This window comes from Chloroflexus sp. MS-G, from assembly GCF_000735195.1.
Taxonomy (GTDB): Bacteria; Chloroflexota; Chloroflexia; order Chloroflexales; family Chloroflexaceae; genus Chloroflexus.
Window position 1 is genome coordinate 1 of the sequence record NZ_JPIM01000090.1, and the last position, 18128, is coordinate 18128.

The 18128-nt window shown below is 53.6% G+C and carries 16 protein-coding genes and 2 pseudogenes; 10 read left to right on the plus strand and 8 right to left on the minus strand.

Features of this window, described 5'->3' with window-relative positions:
- Nucleotides 1-86: 86 nt before the first annotated feature.
- From JE47_RS0114945 to JE47_RS22030, 3 genes are all read right to left on the minus strand, one after another.
- The gene (locus JE47_RS0114945) at nucleotides 87-614 is read right to left on the minus strand and encodes a hypothetical protein (RefSeq protein WP_152556081.1); all 528 of its coding nucleotides are present in this window, start codon (nucleotides 612-614) and stop codon (nucleotides 87-89) included.
- 119 nt (nucleotides 615-733) lie between these two features.
- A complete protein-coding gene (locus tag JE47_RS22575) occupies nucleotides 734-967 on the minus strand; it encodes a winged helix-turn-helix domain-containing protein (protein ID WP_367620608.1) in 234 nt (77 codons plus the stop codon).
- Between the two features lie 14 nt (nucleotides 968-981).
- Complete coding sequence (locus tag JE47_RS22030; protein ID WP_201771222.1) at nucleotides 982-1308, minus strand: hypothetical protein; 327 nt, start codon at nucleotides 1306-1308, stop codon at nucleotides 982-984.
- 485 nt (nucleotides 1309-1793) lie between these two features.
- Between JE47_RS22030 and JE47_RS22580 the strand changes: the two are divergent.
- Nucleotides 1794-2244: pseudogene (locus JE47_RS22580) on the plus strand (dihydrofolate reductase family protein); the annotation flags it as partial.
- Between the two features lie 221 nt (nucleotides 2245-2465).
- Here the strand turns inward: JE47_RS22580 and JE47_RS0114955 are convergent.
- Complete coding sequence (locus JE47_RS0114955) at nucleotides 2466-3014, minus strand: YceI family protein (RefSeq protein ID WP_031460529.1); 549 nt, start codon at nucleotides 3012-3014, stop codon at nucleotides 2466-2468.
- 165 nt (nucleotides 3015-3179) lie between these two features.
- On the opposite strand from JE47_RS0114955, the gene JE47_RS21815 reads away from it, so the two are divergent.
- Complete coding sequence (locus JE47_RS21815; RefSeq protein WP_160173291.1) at nucleotides 3180-3350, plus strand: hypothetical protein; 171 nt, start codon at nucleotides 3180-3182, stop codon at nucleotides 3348-3350.
- Between the two features lie 238 nt (nucleotides 3351-3588).
- Here the strand turns inward: JE47_RS21815 and JE47_RS0114965 are convergent, their stop codons facing one another.
- The gene (locus JE47_RS0114965) at nucleotides 3589-4020 is read right to left on the minus strand and encodes an OsmC family protein (RefSeq protein WP_031460530.1); all 432 of its coding nucleotides are present in this window, start codon (nucleotides 4018-4020) and stop codon (nucleotides 3589-3591) included.
- Nucleotides 4021-4149: 129 nt separating this feature from the next.
- Between JE47_RS0114965 and JE47_RS0114970 the strand changes: the two genes are divergently transcribed.
- The gene (locus tag JE47_RS0114970; RefSeq protein WP_031460531.1) at nucleotides 4150-5325 is read left to right on the plus strand and encodes a lycopene cyclase family protein; all 1176 of its coding nucleotides are present in this window, start codon (nucleotides 4150-4152) and stop codon (nucleotides 5323-5325) included.
- A gap of 89 nt (nucleotides 5326-5414) precedes the next feature.
- Here the strand turns inward: JE47_RS0114970 and JE47_RS0114975 are convergent, their stop codons facing one another.
- Nucleotides 5415-6062, minus strand: a complete 648-nt coding sequence (locus tag JE47_RS0114975) for a CBS domain-containing protein (RefSeq protein ID WP_031460532.1) — start codon at nucleotides 6060-6062, stop codon at nucleotides 5415-5417.
- 662 nt (nucleotides 6063-6724) lie between these two features.
- Here JE47_RS0114975 and JE47_RS0114980 point away from each other — a divergent pair.
- Both JE47_RS0114980 and JE47_RS0114985 read left to right on the plus strand, forming a co-directional pair.
- A complete protein-coding gene (locus JE47_RS0114980; RefSeq protein ID WP_031460533.1) occupies nucleotides 6725-8875 on the plus strand; it encodes a heterodisulfide reductase-related iron-sulfur binding cluster in 2151 nt (716 codons plus the stop codon).
- A 325-nt stretch (nucleotides 8876-9200) separates the two neighbouring features.
- Complete coding sequence (locus JE47_RS0114985; protein WP_031460534.1) at nucleotides 9201-10214, plus strand: glycosyltransferase family 2 protein; 1014 nt, start codon at nucleotides 9201-9203, stop codon at nucleotides 10212-10214.
- A gap of 3 nt (nucleotides 10215-10217) precedes the next feature.
- Here the strand turns inward: JE47_RS0114985 and JE47_RS0114990 are convergent, their stop codons facing one another.
- The gene (locus JE47_RS0114990; protein ID WP_031460535.1) at nucleotides 10218-10718 is read right to left on the minus strand and encodes a MarR family winged helix-turn-helix transcriptional regulator; all 501 of its coding nucleotides are present in this window, start codon (nucleotides 10716-10718) and stop codon (nucleotides 10218-10220) included.
- Nucleotides 10719-10885: 167 nt separating this feature from the next.
- Between JE47_RS0114990 and JE47_RS0114995 the strand changes: the two genes are divergently transcribed.
- The 5 genes from JE47_RS0114995 to JE47_RS0115015 all read left to right on the plus strand — a co-directional run bounded on the left by JE47_RS0114995 (nucleotide 10886) and on the right by JE47_RS0115015 (nucleotide 17662).
- A complete protein-coding gene (locus JE47_RS0114995) occupies nucleotides 10886-11728 on the plus strand; it encodes a DUF5656 family protein (RefSeq protein ID WP_031460536.1) in 843 nt (280 codons plus the stop codon).
- A 346-nt stretch (nucleotides 11729-12074) separates the two neighbouring features.
- Nucleotides 12075-13151: a sensor histidine kinase gene (locus JE47_RS0115000; protein WP_031460537.1), complete on the plus strand. Its 1077-nt coding sequence runs from the start codon at nucleotides 12075-12077 to the stop codon at nucleotides 13149-13151.
- Between the two features lie 62 nt (nucleotides 13152-13213).
- Nucleotides 13214-14938, plus strand: coding sequence for a peptidoglycan D,D-transpeptidase FtsI family protein (locus tag JE47_RS0115005; protein ID WP_031460538.1), 1725 nt, complete (start codon nucleotides 13214-13216; stop codon nucleotides 14936-14938).
- Between the two features lie 151 nt (nucleotides 14939-15089).
- A complete protein-coding gene (locus JE47_RS0115010; protein WP_031460539.1) occupies nucleotides 15090-16376 on the plus strand; it encodes a S41 family peptidase in 1287 nt (428 codons plus the stop codon).
- Nucleotides 16377-16426: 50 nt separating this feature from the next.
- Nucleotides 16427-17662 carry a cysteine desulfurase-like protein gene (locus tag JE47_RS0115015; RefSeq protein WP_031460540.1) on the plus strand — a complete coding sequence of 412 codons (1236 nt, stop codon included), beginning with the start codon at nucleotides 16427-16429 and terminating at the stop codon, nucleotides 17660-17662.
- A gap of 52 nt (nucleotides 17663-17714) precedes the next feature.
- Here JE47_RS0115015 and JE47_RS0115020 read toward each other — a convergent pair.
- Nucleotides 17715-18128: pseudogene (locus JE47_RS0115020) on the minus strand (hypothetical protein); the annotation flags it as partial.

An 18128-nucleotide genomic window follows, 5' to 3' on the forward strand; every position in this document is an offset into this window, starting at 1 on the left:
TCCAAAGTACTAGGGCTGCCTAACGGCCTGTGCTTCACCTGCGCCGCGCAGCGCAGCGGCGTCAGGTGGAAGCGCGTGTTGGGCAGCTATTTTTGTGTTCCTGACCATTGGTTAGCCAGCTTTATCACTTTTCGCGTCGCAACGGGCACAAAGGCTGCCCCCGCAATGATTACTGTTCCCAAGTAATAGCGCCACACCCAACCATCTTCACGAAATATAAGGGGATGGTAATCGGTTGTCAATGAGCTGGTTCCCAGGTTGACAATCGTCCATGCGTAGGTAGCCAGTATCATTTGCACTGGAGCAAGCCAGAGTAACCGTTGTAGCCAGCGAAGGTAGCGTTCTGGGGGCATTCGTTTAGGAAATTGACCTGACATCTCATAATTGCTGACCCATATGAGGGGCATCCACATCATGAGTAAGAGGATCTCAGAGACTTTGTGCGCAAATATAGGTCCACTCAAGAAGCCGATCCAGCCCAATGAAGGGATACCTTGCTGAGCTAAGCGGAAGAAATCCCACGCCAGAAATATGCCCCCGATCGCTAATACGAGGCTCATCATGCGGTCATTACGAGCTAACTGCTCAGGAGTCATTGGCTTGAAGAGTCGCATCTTCATCCTCCCATCTCATGTAATTTTCACTGTGCATCCGCCTAATGGCACCGAGCTCAGCCGCTGCGACCGAGCGCAGCGAGTGAGCAGTCGGCTGGGACGAGTTGTTAGGCGCAATTCTATTTCTTCTGAGTAGTGACTGCTACAAGCCACCGTCTTCCTGCTTCCGTAATCTCCCATACCCCACGCGGAGAGTCTGATGACATCAAGCCCTCTTTCACCATTGCATTTCGTGCCCATTGAGCGGTATTACGCCAACGAGGTAGGGTGGGGTCTGAGGGCAATGTAGAACGGTCGTAGGCATTTAACCGGCCTCGCATTTTCGCTTCTACTTTATCCAGAACATCTGACATAGGAGCAGAGCCGCCTAATTCAACCAGGCTTTGGAGTACGGGATACGAAAAGTGTCTTCAGAGGTACGTAGACCACGCTTCAATCTCTCAGCGACTTTTCTGCTTCTCTTCCATACCTTTGGAGAGGGCACAGTGGCAAAGATATTGAGCCACTCTTTCTGCAGGTCCTTAACCTTGCTTCGAAAAGCCGCCATTTGCGAGCCTTTCTCCATTAGGTTCCTTGCGACGTCATATTTGCCACTCTGGAAAGCCTGCGCTCCCTGCTGATTCAGCACTGCAATAGCGTTCTCGATTTCTTCTAGAACAATATCGAAAGCAACTGCAACCTCATTTTGGTCCATCAGACTCTCCTCTTGCACACTGCAACGAATGTGCACTTGCGCCTAACCTGTAACTAGACGGACATCTATTATACCCAGGTTAAGAACGACAAACATCCATCTATCTTTCCCTACAGCGGTTTATACGGATAATCATCCGTATTTCACCATCCTGCAGCGATATAGACGGACAAACCGCCATCTAAACTTGGCTCTTGTCAAAACGGAACTAATGTACTACACCGGAGCCGCTCTCAGCGTGCTGTTTATGTTTTACCATATCTCACCATAGAAAAATGCCGAGTGCAGTGGCAAGAGGATAAGCGCACCGATGCCATCCGTTCCCCACCTCATCGCGCTGATGTATAATGGGACGAAATATGGGTTTCACCGCCAAGATTAGTATTACATCTGATACCGCTCCACGACGTTCACTCGGCGTCGGTGAATAGCAAGCCGTCGGCTGGTTTCACTGATAGTATTCTTTGTAAGAGGGCCAAGTAGGAATGAGAAAAATTATCGTGCTTGACCATATTTCCCTTGGCGGAATCATACAAGCCCCGGGCGGACCGGAAGAAGATACTAGTGGTGGCGTTGTGTACGGTGGTTGGATACGCTCATATTCTGATGAGACTCTCGGAACGCTTATAAGAAGGCAAATGCAATTGCCGTTTGACTCGTTGTTAGGACGTACAACCTTTGAAATTTGGAAGCAATACTAGCCTCAACATGCAGACATATGGCATCATGTCAATGTGGCTGTTAAATACGTTGTATCAAATACCAGAACTTCTAGCAGTTGGCAGCCGTCCGTGTTTTTAAGTGGAAATATTCCAGAAAAAATCGCTAATCTTAAGCAGCAGCACGGTTCAGATTTGCACGTTTGGGGAAGTAGTGAACTTGTTCAGACTCTCATCAGGCATGATTTATGTAGATACGTTTTGGCTGATGATATATGTGAGTAAGTAAAAACTGGTATGAGCTGGTGGCCGGTGATGCTTTGCAGCGCCTAGCTGTGAAGCACCCCAAGCAAGCTGACCTGCCCACGATGGCACAGGAATGGGGAGGTGGCAGATGGTAACATGCAGAAGTTGTGAACCTGCCCCTCCCAATATGCGTGATGGGACATTCACAAGACGTCAGAAAAGCGTCGTAGACGAATGCCCAATAGCGTATAGCTACACTGCAACTGAAGTTTCTTGGGGTATCTGCTTGACAATTTCAAGTTCGATTTCGATAGCAACCTCTTCACCAACCAGTACCCCACCCGTTTCAAGGGCCACGTTCCAGGTTAACCCCCAGTCTTTGCGGTTGATCTTCGTCGTAGCGCTGAAACCGGCGCTGACTGTTCCCCACGGTGACTTTGATTGTCCGTTGTACTCTACATCAAGCACGACCTCGCGGGTAACGCCGCGGATTGTCAGATCACCGATTAATCGTCCGTGATGGTCATCAATCACCTCAATCTGCTTGCTGACAAACGTGAGCGTTGGGTAGTTGGCGACATCAAGAAAGTCGGGTGACATCAGATGAGCATCACGGCGTTCATCGCGAGTATCGATGCTGCTTGCATCAATGTTCACCTTTACTGACGAATTCGCCGGGTTGAGTTCATCGAAATCAACCGTGCCATCAAATCGCGAAAAGCGGCCACGCACTTTGGAAATCATCATGTGGCGTACCGAGAAGGTTATGGTCGAATGGGAAGCGTCGATGATCCACGTCATAGCTCATGTGCTCCTGTCTGATTACAGATATACCTCACGTGATAGAGCATACTTGTCTACCGTAGACAAGAGCGTAAGCAGGAGCGTGAGCAGAATGCCAGAGCTTTTCAAAGAGAAAAGAGTGAGTAAGAACGTAAGTTCCCAATCCGTCCGCGCCATGTGTGGATGCGTGTAACGCCGCGCTCCGATAGCGATCTGCCAGAACCTCCTTTTGACTCGCTGATCGCGCTCGTCAGCGCAACGATAGGGGCAGGTTCACCACCGCAAGCCGAACCTGGCGAGGAATGGTGTCCTGATGTGCCAAGCGATGGTTTACGGCTACACAACGCGGGTTAGCAGTCGGCGTTTTCAGACAAATCAAACTCTGAAAACTATCGGCAGAATGCGAGGTGAGATGTATTCAAAGAGGCAGCAGGTGGAATAGAAGTCCGCCCGCTGCCTGAACGTGGCTGGTGTCGTGTACAGACATCAGTGGTCTGCTGTTCTCGATCAACAACCGCGTGCGATGGTAGGGAAGTTGCACGCACCAATCCTGACAGCTTCCCATACTTTTGTTCTTGCAACCGGCCAACAATTAATCGAGCGCCGGTACAATCTCATAGCGATAGCGAATATCGACCGTTGCGCCCAGCATACGCCAGACCGGGCAATAGCGTTCACGCGAAAGTTCAATCGCACGTTCGAGGGCTGCCGGATCAACCTCACCTGCGCAGCGATATACCAGCTCTATGTTCGTGTACGGCTTTGGATACTCATCACCTCGTACACCCTGTGCCCGTACCTCAAGCCCGGCTACCGGTTGCCGTTTCTTGCGCAGAATGCTGATCACATCCATTGCCGTACAGCCGGCCAACGCCATCAGCACTGTTTCCATTGGTGAAGGCCCGGCCAGTTCGGTATTGCCTTCGTGTGGGCTGTCAAGTTCTATCGGACGCCCAGAGTTCGCAACCGCTGTAAAGTGCAGGCCTTCACGCAGCCGCACACTGGCATTAATCACTGCTCCCATACAGATCCTCTCGATGTAAACGGCGAAAGAGCTGATCAGTCAATATTGCTATTGACTTTACCATCAGTATAACACTCCGGGTTATAATGTAAGAAGAGCAGGCCAAATGGCCGTAACAGAAGAAAACTTATGGACTACGACTATATTATTATTGGTGCAGGAGCGGCCGGTCTTAGTCTGGCCTATCAGCTTGGACAAAGTCCATTAGCTCATCAGACCATTCTGATAATCGATCCCAATGTCACTCGGCGCAACGACCGCACTTGGTGTTTCTGGGAAATCGGCGAGGGTTCCTTTGAAGCGGTTGTTTCACGACGTTGGGAGCATCTCTGGCTTCACGACAGCCAGTGGTCGTCCCGGTTAGCCATTGCGCCGTACCAGTACAAGCTGATCCAGGGAATTGACTTCTACCACTTTGTCGATAACTGGATCGCACAACGCCCGAACATTACCCGCTTGTACGGTAGCGTTGATCGCCTGGTTGAATTGCCCAACGGGGTTGCTGCAATTGTTGGTGGAAAGCAGTACACGGCACGCTTTGCCTTCAACAGCGTGTACCGCCCGGCGCCAACACCACCCGGTTATCATAGCTGGCTGCAACACTTCAAGGGCTGGGTGATTACTACTCGCCAGCCGGTATTTGATGCGGAAGCAGCGACGTTTATGGATTTTCGGATTCCGCAAGCCGGTGATGTGCGATTTGGCTATGTTTTACCCTTCGATACGCATACAGCGCTGGTAGAGTACACTATCTTCTCGCCACAACTGGTTAGTCAGTCTGAGTATGAGGTCGGTTTACAACGCTACATTTCTGGACAGCTCGGTATTGACCAATACGACATTACCCATGTCGAGTATGGGATCATCCCGATGAGTGATGTGCCCTTACCACTTCGTCCTAGTCCGCATGTGCTTAACATTGGTACTGCTGGTGGGATGAGTAAACCATCAACCGGCTATACCTTCCAACGTATCCAACGTCAGACTCGGCAAATCGTGGCGAGTCTGCTCAAGGAGGGGCATCCATTCTACCCACAACCATTGTTTAACCGGCACGCCCTTATGGATAGCATCTTGCTCAATGTCCTTGATGCAGGACGCACGCCAGGGCATCGTTTCTTCGCCAACCTGTTCCGCCATAATCCGATTCAGCGGGTATTACGCTTCCTCGACGAAGAGACGACGATCACCGAGGATATGGCGCTGATGTCATCCGTTGAACTCATGCCGTTTGTTGTTGCAACACTGGCGGTAGCCTGGGGACGCATGAGCGGATTAGGGCGACGGGCATTGGAGATGGGGTAAACGAGGAGAGAGGAGAGTGAGAACAGGCCTGGAGCCTATCCAACTGCGAAAAGCTAACTCCTCCTCTCTCCTCACGATAGGGTGAGGGCTTACGGATGGCTCTCGCGCACATCAACAACTTTCGCAACCACCGGTGTGATCACTTCGCGCACCTGATCAATCGTCATTCCACTTACCTTAAAAGTAACTTCCGACATCGTCGCTGTTTCTCCGGCAAAGGTACCAAGGGCTATGATATTCCCGCCACTGTTAGCAATTGCCGCAGTCAGCCTGGCTAGGGCACCCGGTTCATCAGCCATCGTCACCGTCGCCCGGATACCAGGTGAACGGGCCCCCATCAGCTCAAGAAAGACTTTGAAGAGATCGGTTTCGGTAATAATGCCAACTAGCTCATTTCCTTTCATCACCGGCAAACCACCGATCCGGCGGTCGGCCATAATGCGCGCTGCCTCTTCGATAGGCGTATCGACAGTAACTGTGTAGACCTCTCTGGTCATTACCCGTTCAACTGTTAACTTGCTTAACAGGTAATTCAATTCCCAAACGCTCAGCGTCGTTGCTGGCGAAGGCGAGGCGTTGATCAGGTCTTTGAGAGAGACGATACCAACTAGATGCCCATGAGAAACAACCGGTGCACGCCGAATGTGTTCGGTGCGCATAAGATGCATTGCATCGTGAATCGATGTATCGGGGGTAACTGTGATCGGGGGATGCGACATCCGTTCGCCAACAAACATAAAGACACCTCCCTGATGCCTCGTCTCGTGAGCAGCGCCTTCGCTGCTCTCTCGTTCAACTATACCATGTCTTGCCGTAGACGAAAGTAAATGAGTGACAACGTTCACGGGCATCACCATCCCCCGGGTGCTGGGCCGCTGGCCCGCCGGGTGCGCTCCTTAAAGCCTGATCAAAAACCCAGCTTTCTCACTGACTACGTGCCGTACTTGTGCGACCATGGCGTGAGGGGTTGCCAACATGCTTTCGCGCTGGCCACGCTCTGTCCCCCTTCCTCACCCCGTGTGGGAGCGGAAGGGGCGAGGGGGAAGGTGAGGGGGTCAACCATCCCCTTCAATCGCCTCGTGTAGAAGTGGAAAGGAGCCAAGGTGGAAGGTCGGGGCAGTTGTTCGCCACCGTTCTCCGAACCATTCTGGAGATGCCATGGTCGCACCGCATCAAAAACTCGGGTGTTTGATGCGGCGCTTCGTTACTCGCCACTTCAGCCGACACCCTTGCTGAGCGCCTGATCAAACCCACGAGTTTCTGCGCAGGCGTTCACTGCTGAATATGCTACAAACATCACAACCTCATTCTCCGCTATCCCTGTCGCATTGACGCAATGCAGTACGAATGATAAGATCAACAAAGTTCCGGGTACCTGCATTGAAGCGGAGAAAAAGGAATGGAGCAAGAGCAAATTATTGCAATCCGCGAGATCTACTGGAACATTGATCATACCGTCGGCTCAACGTTTCTCTACCTGACGGCCCTGATTACCACAGTGGTGATGGCGTGGGGTATCTTGCGTGATATTGCACGCTGGCGAAGAGGGAAACCGGCAAATCGGATTGGAAACCCGCTGAACCGTCTCCTTGAGTTTACCCGTCAAAGTTTGGGTCAGAAAAAGGTGCTGCGCGACCGTCGGGCCGGAGTGATGCACGCCCTTATCTTCTTCGGCTTCCTGGCTTTGTTTATCGGTACTGACATCATTGCTGTCGAAGAAGATTTTACCGTGCCATTGATGGGTGAACAGGCCGGAAAAATTCTGGTCGGCGATTTCTACAAGAGCTACGAATTTATCCTCGATACACTCGGTTTGGCCTTTGTGGCCGGTTTGCTCTGGGCAACGTGGCGACGCTACCGCACACGTCCTGATCGGCTCGATAATCGGCGTACTGATGCCTGGGTGCTCGGTATCATGCTCTTCCTGGGTATTGGCGGTTTCTTGATCGAAGGACTGCGCATTGCCAATCAAACGATCAGTGGGGTGGCGGTATACGAGCAAGATTGGGCCAGGCTGGCATATGTTGGGTTTGCTTTGGCGACGGTGTTTCGGGCAATTGGCTTGGGTGATGGCAGCCCGGTCGCATTAACCATTCATCCAATTCTCTGGTATACCCACGCTGCTGCGACCGGGCTGTTTATGGCCTCGTTGCCGTTTAGCAAGTTTCGCCATATTCTGTATACGCCGCTCAATACGTTCTTCCGCGATCTTCAGCCAAAGGGCGCACTTGATCCTATCCCCAATCTCGAAGCCGAAATTGAAAAGGATGAACCACGGCTTGGAGTTACGACACTGGCCGATCTGACCTGGAAGCGACGGATGGATCTCGACGCCTGTATGCGCTGTGGCCGCTGTCAGAGCGTCTGTCCGGCCCATGCTAGTGGTGCGCTGCTTTCACCTAAGTATCTGATAACCAAAATGGCCGATTTGCAGCGGGGCGATCCGATCCACTTCAAAGACGGAACCGTTCGCACACTGGCTCAATTGAACGGTAACGGAGCTACTGCTGAGACACTCCCGCTGGTGGGTACTGTGATCGAGGCTGAAGAGCTGTGGGCATGCACAACTTGCAATGCCTGTGTTCATGAGTGTCCGGCGATGATTGAACACGTAGACGATATTGTAGATATGCGTCGCCATCTCACCATGATTGCTAGTGAAGTACCACAGGGTGTTAAGCGCGTCTTAGAAGGGATCGAACGCCAGAGTAATCCATGGCGGTTACCGGCCCGTGAGCGTACTGCGTGGACGGAAGGGCTTGATGTGCCGCTGTTAGCCGAGAAGGAACAGGTTGAGGTTCTTTACTGGGTTGGCTGTGCACCGAGTTACGACGAACGTTCGCGTAAAGTCGCACGAGCAATGGTGCAACTTCTCCAACAGGCTGGGGTAGATTTTGCGATTCTCGGCGAAGAGGAATGTTGTACCGGCGATCCGGCCCGTCGGATGGGAGAAGAGTTGCTCTTCCAGTCGCAGGCTCAGCAGGCGATTGAGACAATGCATCAGTACAAGTTCCGTACTATCGTTACCACCTGCGCACATTGTTTCAACAGCATCAAAAATGAATATCCCCAATTCGGTGGGCGGGCCGGTATTGATTACGAAGTAGTGCACCATACCGAGTTTCTGGCCCGTCTGGTTCGTGAAGGGCGGCTCAAGCCGCAAACTCCGGTGCAAGAGCGGGTAGCGTACCACGATCCATGCTACATTGGTCGCTACAACGATATTTACGACGATCCGCGCACGCTGCTGACCAGCATTCCAGGGCTTGAGCTTGTCGAGGCCCCGGATCGTAACCGTGAGCGGGCGATGTGTTGTGGTGGTGGCGGTGGTAATGTCTGGCTCGAACGCTGGGGCGAGCGCAATGTGAATGTTATGCGGCTTGAACAGCTTACGGCTGCCCAACCACAAACGATAGCCGTTGCCTGCCCGTTTTGTATGGTGATGTTTGAAGACGCGGCCAAGAATACCGGTCGGGCCGAGACACTCCAGCGCCGCGATGTGGCCGAGCTGTTGCTAGAGAGTGTCAGGGGGCATACCCAGACATCGTAAGCGCTGGCGTTGGGGGAGGGTGGATCATCGTTGCTCCTCTGATACCAGTTCTGTCTGTCATATCTGTCAGCAACGGTAGGGGCGGGTGCTACCGCTCCTACCTCCTTGCAAGGAGAGCGATCATACGGCCATCCCATCCCCCGGCATACCGACCGGTGACTGTGTATCGGAGATCAAGTTCCACCGCACACACACCTGCAGCTTGACGATGCGGGCTGCCTGCCCAGAGAGTGCCACGATAGCGAGCTGTCACTTACGACTAGACGGGTGATTGCTCAATCTGCAATGGGATGATACGTGTGCTGGCAGTCATTGCTCTGATGTCATGAACAAACCGCGTATTTCAATCATTCTTCCCATCCACAACGCCGCAGCAACCCTCCCGGCCTGTCTGCGTTCGCTGGCCCGGCAAACCTTCAGCGATTACGAGGTGTTAGCGATTGACGATGGTTCAAGCGATGAGTCACCCGCTATCGTTGCCGCAGCCGCTGCACGTGATGCGCGGATTGTGCCGATTGCGGCCGGACGTATCGGTTTGGCCGCAGCTCTTAATCTGGGGCTTGAACTGGCCCGTGCACCACTGGTTGCGCGTATGGATGCTGATGATGTCATGCATCCGACTCGCCTGGAACTCCAATATCACGCACTCCAGTCCCAACCCGAACTGGTGTTAATCGCCAGTCGGGTAGTAGCCTTTCCGGCACGAGTGATAAAGGCCGGATTGCGGGAATATCTCCGCTGGCAAAATCGGATTTTAACGCCTGAACAAGTAGACGCCGAAATCTACGTTGAAGCACCGTTTGCCCATCCTTCTGTGATGTTTCACCGGGCGCCGGTACGAGAACTGGGCGGCTATACGACAAAGCCTTGTCCAGAAGACTACGAATTGTGGCTGCGCATGCACGAAGCCGGTATGCTTATGCAAAAGCTCCCGCAGAATCTGCTGGCCTGGCGCGAGCATCCCGAGCGGGCGACACGTCGCGATCCGCGGTATGCACGGGATGCGTTCGATGAATTACGGGCCGACTTCCTGGCCCGCGATCCGCGTTTGCACAGTGGAAGACCGTTGGTATACTGGGGTGCCGGACGGGTGACCCGTCAGCGGGTGCGCCGTCTGATCGAACGTGGCTTTGTTCCCTTCGCCTGGATCGATATCGATCCGGCGAAAATCGGCCAAACCATTTGGGGAGCGCCGGTATACGCACCAGCCTGGCTGAACCGACAGCCGCGCCCGTTTGTGCTGGTCTACGTCACGAATCACGGTGCACGAGACCTGATTGATAGCTGGCTTCAGGGGATGGGGTACCAGCCCGGACGTGACTATCTGGGTGTGGGATGACCATTAATCCGCCGCTTTATCACGATGCTCATCGTCGCTCGAATTGACCAGACTGCTGTACAACGACTTTAACAGTTCACGCAGTTGGTAGACTTCGTGTTCCGAGAGCGATCGCATCCGTTTGCGCAACTTCTCGTGATGACGTGGACGTAAATTGCGTAACTTCTCGGCGCCAGCTTCAGTGAGACAAATCAGACTGACACGGCGATCATTAGGATCAGGTCGACGTTCGACGTAGCCCTTGGCGATTAATCGGTCAACGATGCCGGTCAGATTAGAATTGTCGCACATCATACGCGCACTAATCTCACTCAGTGGCACGCCGCTGCGTGATGCGTAATTCAAAATCATGAACTGCGGAACGGTCAAATCTTCACCACGCAAATCGTAGCGGTTATAGGTTTCGAGGATCGAGTGAACCTGACGTAATAACGTGTATGCCTCTATTTCAGGTGTCATCTCGCCACTCTGCGGCCATCCGGTAGGATCAGTGGAGATGCTCATCGCTTTCTCCTCACTAGTGCGCCAGAGGCGCAGGGGTTAGGGTATCATGTAACAGGGATCACGGTGATCTGCCGTATAATTCCTTCTACTTTCAACTATATCATGGGTGTTGGTTGTATGTCAATCTTGTTTCAAATGAAACAGTTTCAACTTGCAAAGGGGGCATCGTGTATATCCCACAACCGCGTTACGAACAGATCGTGACGATGGCTTTGATCGGGGCCATCGGTCTGGCAACCGTATTTTTGATCGATAGTAGTCCGGTGAATGCCCGGTTTGCACTCGGCGGTGATTTGCCGGAGATTAGTCTCTCGTGGGTACTGATCGGCACTTTAATTGCATCGGCGGCGATCAGTGCTGATTGGATACGTCGTAGCCATCCGCACCCGCATGACTGGATTGTGCGCTCGTTTGGCCCGTTACGCAATATAACGCCTGCCCTCTGGGTCTTGCCAGGTTTGAGCATTGCAGCGGCCTACGCCTTCTGGCGTCTCTTCAATCCGGTGTTGGGCGGAACGGCGTTTCTGGCAGCTCTTGTCTTAACTGCCGGTACGCTCTTCGTGATTCTGACTGTGCAGTATTTTAGTCTGCACCGGCAGCCGGAAATACATATACCGGCTCAGATTATTCTTCACATAATTGGCTACATCATCGCATTCAGCATCTTTAGTGCTATTTATTACACGCGCTATCGTACCCTTTACTCGGCCACGATGGTTGCGATTGTCGCTGCGGTGCTGGTCTATGCGTTGCTCAATATTCAGCAGCGTCCGATTTCGGTAGGCGTGGCCTTTGTTGCCGGTCTCGGTATTGCTGAACTGATGTGGGCTCTTAATTACTGGCAAACGACGTTCTTGCTAGCTGGAGTAGTGCTGGTGACGGTATTGTATGTTGTGATCGGCTTGCTCGGTTACGCCTGTATTGGTCAACTGAATCGACGATTGCTGATTGAATATGGTGTCCTGGGGGCGCTTCTGATCGGGGGAGTTGCCTATCTTTCGATCCGGTAGCAGAAAAGAGGAGCGTGAAAAATAGAGGAGGGCAGAGCTTTTCAGTGTTTTCAGGTTTTGGTTGTGCTCACCATGTGCTGAGCGGGGTGGCGAAAGGAACCGATTCTCACCACTGCCATCTCCCCACTCCTCTTCCACAAGGTGAGAGGAAGGGGGTGGCGGAAGGAGAGGGGTGCCGGACATACTGCGCAGTACAGACATTGAAAACGTTGAAAAGCCCTAGAATTGTCAGGATCAGTCTTGCCGCACCGCCTGCTTTCTGCTACACTTACTCATGCTCTAACTAAAAACACCCAGGGTTTATCGCGGCGACCCTCTCTTTCCGGCCGCCGCCGGGAGAATGCGGGTGCGACACCTTATTGATACATGGCGGCAGCGTCTACATCCCGTCCATTTGTTTATCGGGTATCGCTGGCTAGCGTGGTTGATCGCCGGTATCGCGCTTACCTTACCTGGACGTGCTGCCGATAGCTGGCCATTGAACGCCAGTCTGTTGCTGATAACGCTGCTGGTGGTGCTATTCATTACCCGGCAGGCCCAGCACTACCTGCAATTGATGCAGCGGCGGCCTGTCTTGTTGGCAGGTGATGTGCTGCTGGGCTGGCTGGTTTTGATACTGAGCGGCCACGACTTTTTGCCTTTTGGTCCCCACGCTCTGGGTAGCCTGATCGCACCAGCCTTGATCTTCGGGTGGCGTGGAGCGCTGATCGGTGGTGTTGGCGGTGGTATTCTCTTTGTCATTGGTTACAATGGGGTAGCCGATGGATGGTCCTTTATGATACGGATCGTCTTACCGGTGATCTTTGCGCTGGTTTGGGCAGCGTTGGCGGTCTGGTGCCAACCACCACCTGATCGGCTCAAATATACTGGTGAGCATTTCCCGCGCTCTGCTTCACCACCCGCTAATCCCTCACGATCATCTCTGACCTCAGGTGAGACGGTTGGTCGGTCAACTGAGTGGTACCCACCGAGCTTCACCAGCACCGGTAATCGCACGACGACCGGCCTGGCTTCAACGGTATCGCTCCGACCTGATCTGCAATTAGCGATCAGTCAGTTGGTCGATGTTGAACGCCAGCGCGGGGGGTTGCAGGTAGAATGTCGAATCGAAGGCACAACACAGCGACTAACCGTTGCCCAGCAAATGGTGCTGATCCGTGCTGCGCAGGAAGCATTGTCGAATGTGCGCCGCCACGCCCATGCCTCGTCGTGTGAGGTCTGGTTACGAGTCGACGATCAAGCTGCGACACTCCAGATACAGGATGATGGTGTTGGGTTGCTCGATGGTACTTACGAACGACCACACCTGCATGCTCTCCGTGCTCTCCGTTACCGGGTCGCTGAACTTGATGGGCAACTGGCCGTCTTTGAAGGCGAACGGGGTGGACTGATCGTGCGTGTGACACTTCCCCTTGATTCGTAAATGTGCGTTATCATATCACCGAGCCTCGTTGTTGTGGCAGTTGAGCAGAGGAGTTTGTGCGCATGAAATGGCGCCGTTTCCTGGCAATACCGCTGCTTGCGGTTGTGCTGGGTTTGTTGGGCTACGGTATCTTGCTGCCGGTTGAGCAAGAGCCGCTCTGGTTGTTGTTGCTCTGGATCGGTGGCCCACTGGCTGGTGTAGTACTGTTGAGTTGGCTGGATACATCAACTCCGACGAGTGATCTTGCCCGTACAGTTTCGCGGGTAGGCACAGTGATTATGATTGGCTTTTTAATGTTGAGCCTACAGTTGCTTCGCCAGCAATTTGTGCAGGCTAGTGCGATCAGTAATCATGTCGTCGTGAGTGTCGATGGTAGTACAACCAGCAATGTGCGGCCTGTGTTGGCAACACAGCGTGTTTTGCGGGGCACGATCCTTGATCGGCGAGGTCGTATCTTGACCGAGAGTGTTTTGATTAACGGTATCGCCCGTCGAGTCTACCCACTTGCCGATCAGTATGATATGACGGCATTTGGACATATTCTCGGTTTCTTTAGTCCGCGTTACGGTCAGAGCGGCCTTGAAGCTGTCTACAACGAGTATCTTTCGGGTGAGCGGGGCAATGAATGGCAGTTGCTCCTCAGTGAGTGGACAGGTGAAACCCAACGTGGTAATGACTTGACGTTGACGCTCGATGCTGAACTTCAGGCACGGGTAGCAGCATTACTTGGTGATCGGCGGGGTGCGGTTGTCGTCCTCGATCCTCGGAGTGGTGCTATTTTGGCCCTTGTAAGTCGGCCCGGGTTTGATCCAAGTCAACTTGTGGTGAACCCTGCTGCTTCCGATCTGACGGCTGAACGTCAACGGGTCAGTGATTATTGGGCTGCGTTGAATCGCGATGATGCTGGTCAGCCTCTGCTCAATCGAGCGACGCAGGGGCGTTATCCGCCCGGTTCAACGTTCAAAACGGTGACGGCAGTGGCCGTACTCGAATACTGGCTTCAGAGTCAGCCTGACCAGATTTCCTGTCCCAATGAATATTATCCCCAACCCGACGCACCGCCAATCGTGAATGCAGTTGATAATTTAGGCGCTCAAATTGGTGAACCGGCCACGTTAGAACGAGTGTACGCTTTCTCTTGCAACACGGCCTTTGCTCAATATGCGGTCCGGCTTGGCGCTGATCGGTTGGCCGAGGTGGCGCAGCGCTTTAATATTTTCTTGCCCAATCGCCTGCCAGCCGGTTTTCGTCCGCTGCGCGATTTGCCTTCAGAACCGAGCCTTCTCAGTGTACAGGCTGATTTTTTGCGGCAGCCGCGTGCGTTAGCCGATACCGGTTATGGTCAAGGACAGTTGCTGGTGTCCCCACTCCAGATGGCGTTAGTCGCCGCTGCTATCGGTAATGATGGGGTGATGATGCAACCCTACCTTGTGCAGCGGGTAACGCGCCCCGATGGGAGTACGATCTGGCAGGCTGGTCCGACCAGTATTCGGCGCGTGATGTCGGGTCAGACTGCACGCTTGATGCGTTCGTACATGGCGGCTGTTGCCCGGTATGGTTTTGGTCGTAGTATTTCGCAATTTGTGAATCAACCGGTTGGTGGTAAATCGGGAACGGCTGAACATTTGCCTGGTGCGCCGCCACATGCCTGGTTTATTGCCCTTGGCCCGATTGACACACCGCGTTACGCAGTGGCAGTTGTAATCGAACAGGGTGGCGAGGGGAGCGGTGTTGCTGCTCGCCTGGCCGGTGAGGTGTTGGCTGCGGCTTTTGCATTAGAGGAATAGATGCTCTTTCAAGAACTATGTGCTGTGAATGCGGTATAATCTGTACACTCTGTAGTAGCCTGCTCTTTTCACCCGCTGGTTCGTCCATGTTGTGCGAGGTGTACAGCGCAGATCTGTCCACTCGCTTTCGCAGCAGAGTCAAGTGTTGAACATGCGCATACAGACTTGCCTGCGCTATACCTTTCTGTGGCTGTTAGTGGTCGTGCTGGTTGGCTGTTCGTCGGTACCGGCAGATGATACGCCAGAAGCAACATCTCCTGTGACAGCATCGCCTGTGCCTGAGATGGCGCTCACGCCGACGTTGCAACTGCCGCTCGATGCAACGCTGCGTCAGCAGATTTTTACCGAGGTTTGGACGACGATCAATGAGCATTATCTTGATCCGACCTTCAACGGTGTGGATTGGGCGCAAGCACGAGTTGAGTATGGAGCACGAGCATTGGTTGCCGAGGATGATGCCTCGTTTTTTGCCGTGATCGGCGCGATGGTTGCCCTCCTACGTGATGATCACTCTCGTTTTGTACCGCCACAGGCTGTCGTCGCCGAAGATCGCTTGACCAGCGGGAGAGAGGAGCAGGTCGGGATCGGCGTAAGTACGTTACGTCTGAGCGATGGTCTCCTGATTCAACACGTCTTTCCGAACAGTCCGGCAGAACGGGCTGGCCTGCAACCGCGTGACCGCATTGTTGCCATTGATGGTCGAACCTTTACACTAGGGTCTATCGAAGGGCCGGTGGGTAGTCGTGTGCATTTGCTTGTCGTACGGCCCGAAGGTGGTTCGCGTGAATTGGAATTGGTACGCGAGCAGGTAGAAGGACGGATTGAGCCATTCGTGCGGCGGTTGACCAACGATGTGGCGTACATCGGTATCAGCACGCTGTGGGTCAATACGATGCACGAACAGGTCGCCGAGGCACTGCGTCGGCTTGTCGCCGAACGACCGCTGCAAGGGGTGATTCTCGATCTGCGCAGTAATCCAGGAGGGTGGCGTGATGTGCTGAGTGGATTACTTGGCCATTTTGTGACCGGTGAAGTAGGCGCCTTTATCAGTCGTAAGGGGGCTACGCCGCTGGTTGTCTCCTTATCTGATCCCGATTTGCGTGGATTACCGGTGGTGGTGTTGATTGATCGGAACACCGCCTCGTATGCCGAGCTGCTTGCGGCGGTGCTCCAGCAAGAGATTGGGGCAATAGTAATTGGACAACCTTCTGCCGGTAATACTGAAACGATCTACGCTTACGAGATTACCGGTGGCGCCCGCCTGTGGGTTGCCCAAGAGGTGTTTCGGCTCAACGATGGCCGTGATCTTGAGGGCCGAGGGGTACAACCCGATATCCAACCTACCAGCGATTGGACGCGCTTTCGTTTCGAGACCGATCCCTGGATAGTGCTCGCGCATGATCAGATACAAGTTGCAAGAGCACATCAGCAAAGATGATCTTCATCGTTTCTAAATGAGCAGATTCGTTTCTGATAAGGGAGACTATTATGCAGCCATTCAACCCCATGACGATCCGTCCCCTCTTTCCGGCGTTAGCGCAGGAAGTTGCCGGTCGGCCAGCCGTGTTCTTCGATGGCCCCGGTGGGACACAGGTACCCCAATCGGTTATCACGGCGATTGCCGATTACCTGACACACAGCAATGCCAATACGCACGGTGTGTTTATTACCAGTCAACGAACTGATGCAGTGATCGCCGGTGCCCATGATGCGATGGCAGACCTGCTGGGCTGCGCTCCCGATGAAGTCTTCTTCGGCCAAAATATGACCTCGCTTACCTTTGCGCTGAGTCGGGCGATTGGTCGTGAGTTGCAGGCCGGTGATGAAATTATTGTGACGCGCCTTGATCACGACGCTAACGTTGCTCCGTGGCGGGCACTGAGTGAACGCGGTGTGGTGATTCGCGAGGTAGACATCGACACCGAAGATTGTACCCTTGACATGGATAATCTGGCGGCCTTGATCGGCCCACGTACCCGTCTGGTTGCAGTTGGCTACGCATCGAATGCAGTGGGAACGATCAATGACATTCCCCGGATTGTGGAGTGGGCGCATCAGGTAGGGGCACTGGTATTTGTCGATGCCGTTCACTATGCGCCCCATGGCTTGATCGATGTTAAGGCACTGGATTGCGACTTTCTGGCCTGTAGCGTGTACAAATTCTTTGGCCCGCATGTAGGGGTGATCTACGGCAAACGAGAGCATCTGCAACGCTTCCAGCCATACAAAGTTCGTCCGGCTGCCGATACAGTTCCCGAGCGTTGGATGACCGGCACGCAAAATCACGAAGGTCTGGCCGGTGTGATCGCGGCTATCGATTATCTGGCTAGCCTGGGGCAGCCGGCACCTGATCGTCGTGCTGCCTTGACCACGGCAATGCAGCAGATTGCAGCCTACGAGCGAACGCTAGCTGTGCAGTTAATTGAGGGGATGCTTGCGATCCCTGGTCTGACCTTCTACGGCATTCGTGAGCCGGAACGTTTTGCCTGGCGCACCCCCACCGTCTCATTCCGCCTGGCTCATCTGTCACCACGAGCAGTGGCTACTGCCCTGGCCGAGCGGGGAATCTTCGTGTGGGATGGAAATTACTACGCCCTGAGTTTAAGTGAACGTTTAGGGGTAGAGCCGAGCGGTGGTATGGTGCGGGTAGGGCTGGTTCACTATAACACCGCTGAAGAAGTAGATGTTTTTCTCACGGTACTGCGTGAGCTGACAAACGGCTAAGATCATTCTGGTGTTGGCGGGGCAGGTGAGAAACCTGCCCCATCAGATCGCTTCATTCATAGACGTTCGCCGGTGGTGTGGCAATAGCCGGCCTGCGTTGCTCTCCTTCCACACGATCCCACATCAGCAATCCCGGTTGTTCGCTGAGGAGTACCCGGTCGGGGCTATAACGCACCATCGTTCCGTGGGTGCTCCCTAATACCCGACGGTTCAGGTCGGGTGGCATCGTCGTGATAAATCCCTCATCATCGAAGAAGAGACGGACACACGAAAAGGCAAAGGTCAGATCGTGTGGGCTGGCAAGTGTCATCTCAAGCTCAGAGTCGCCGCTGATACCAATCTGACCGCCGAGATCGCTGATCATCTGGCGTAACGCATCGATATCAACGTTCAGGCGCTGCCCCTTCGTACCGCTGAGGGTAATCGTGATATGGCGACTGGTCAGGACGGAATCGATCAACAACAA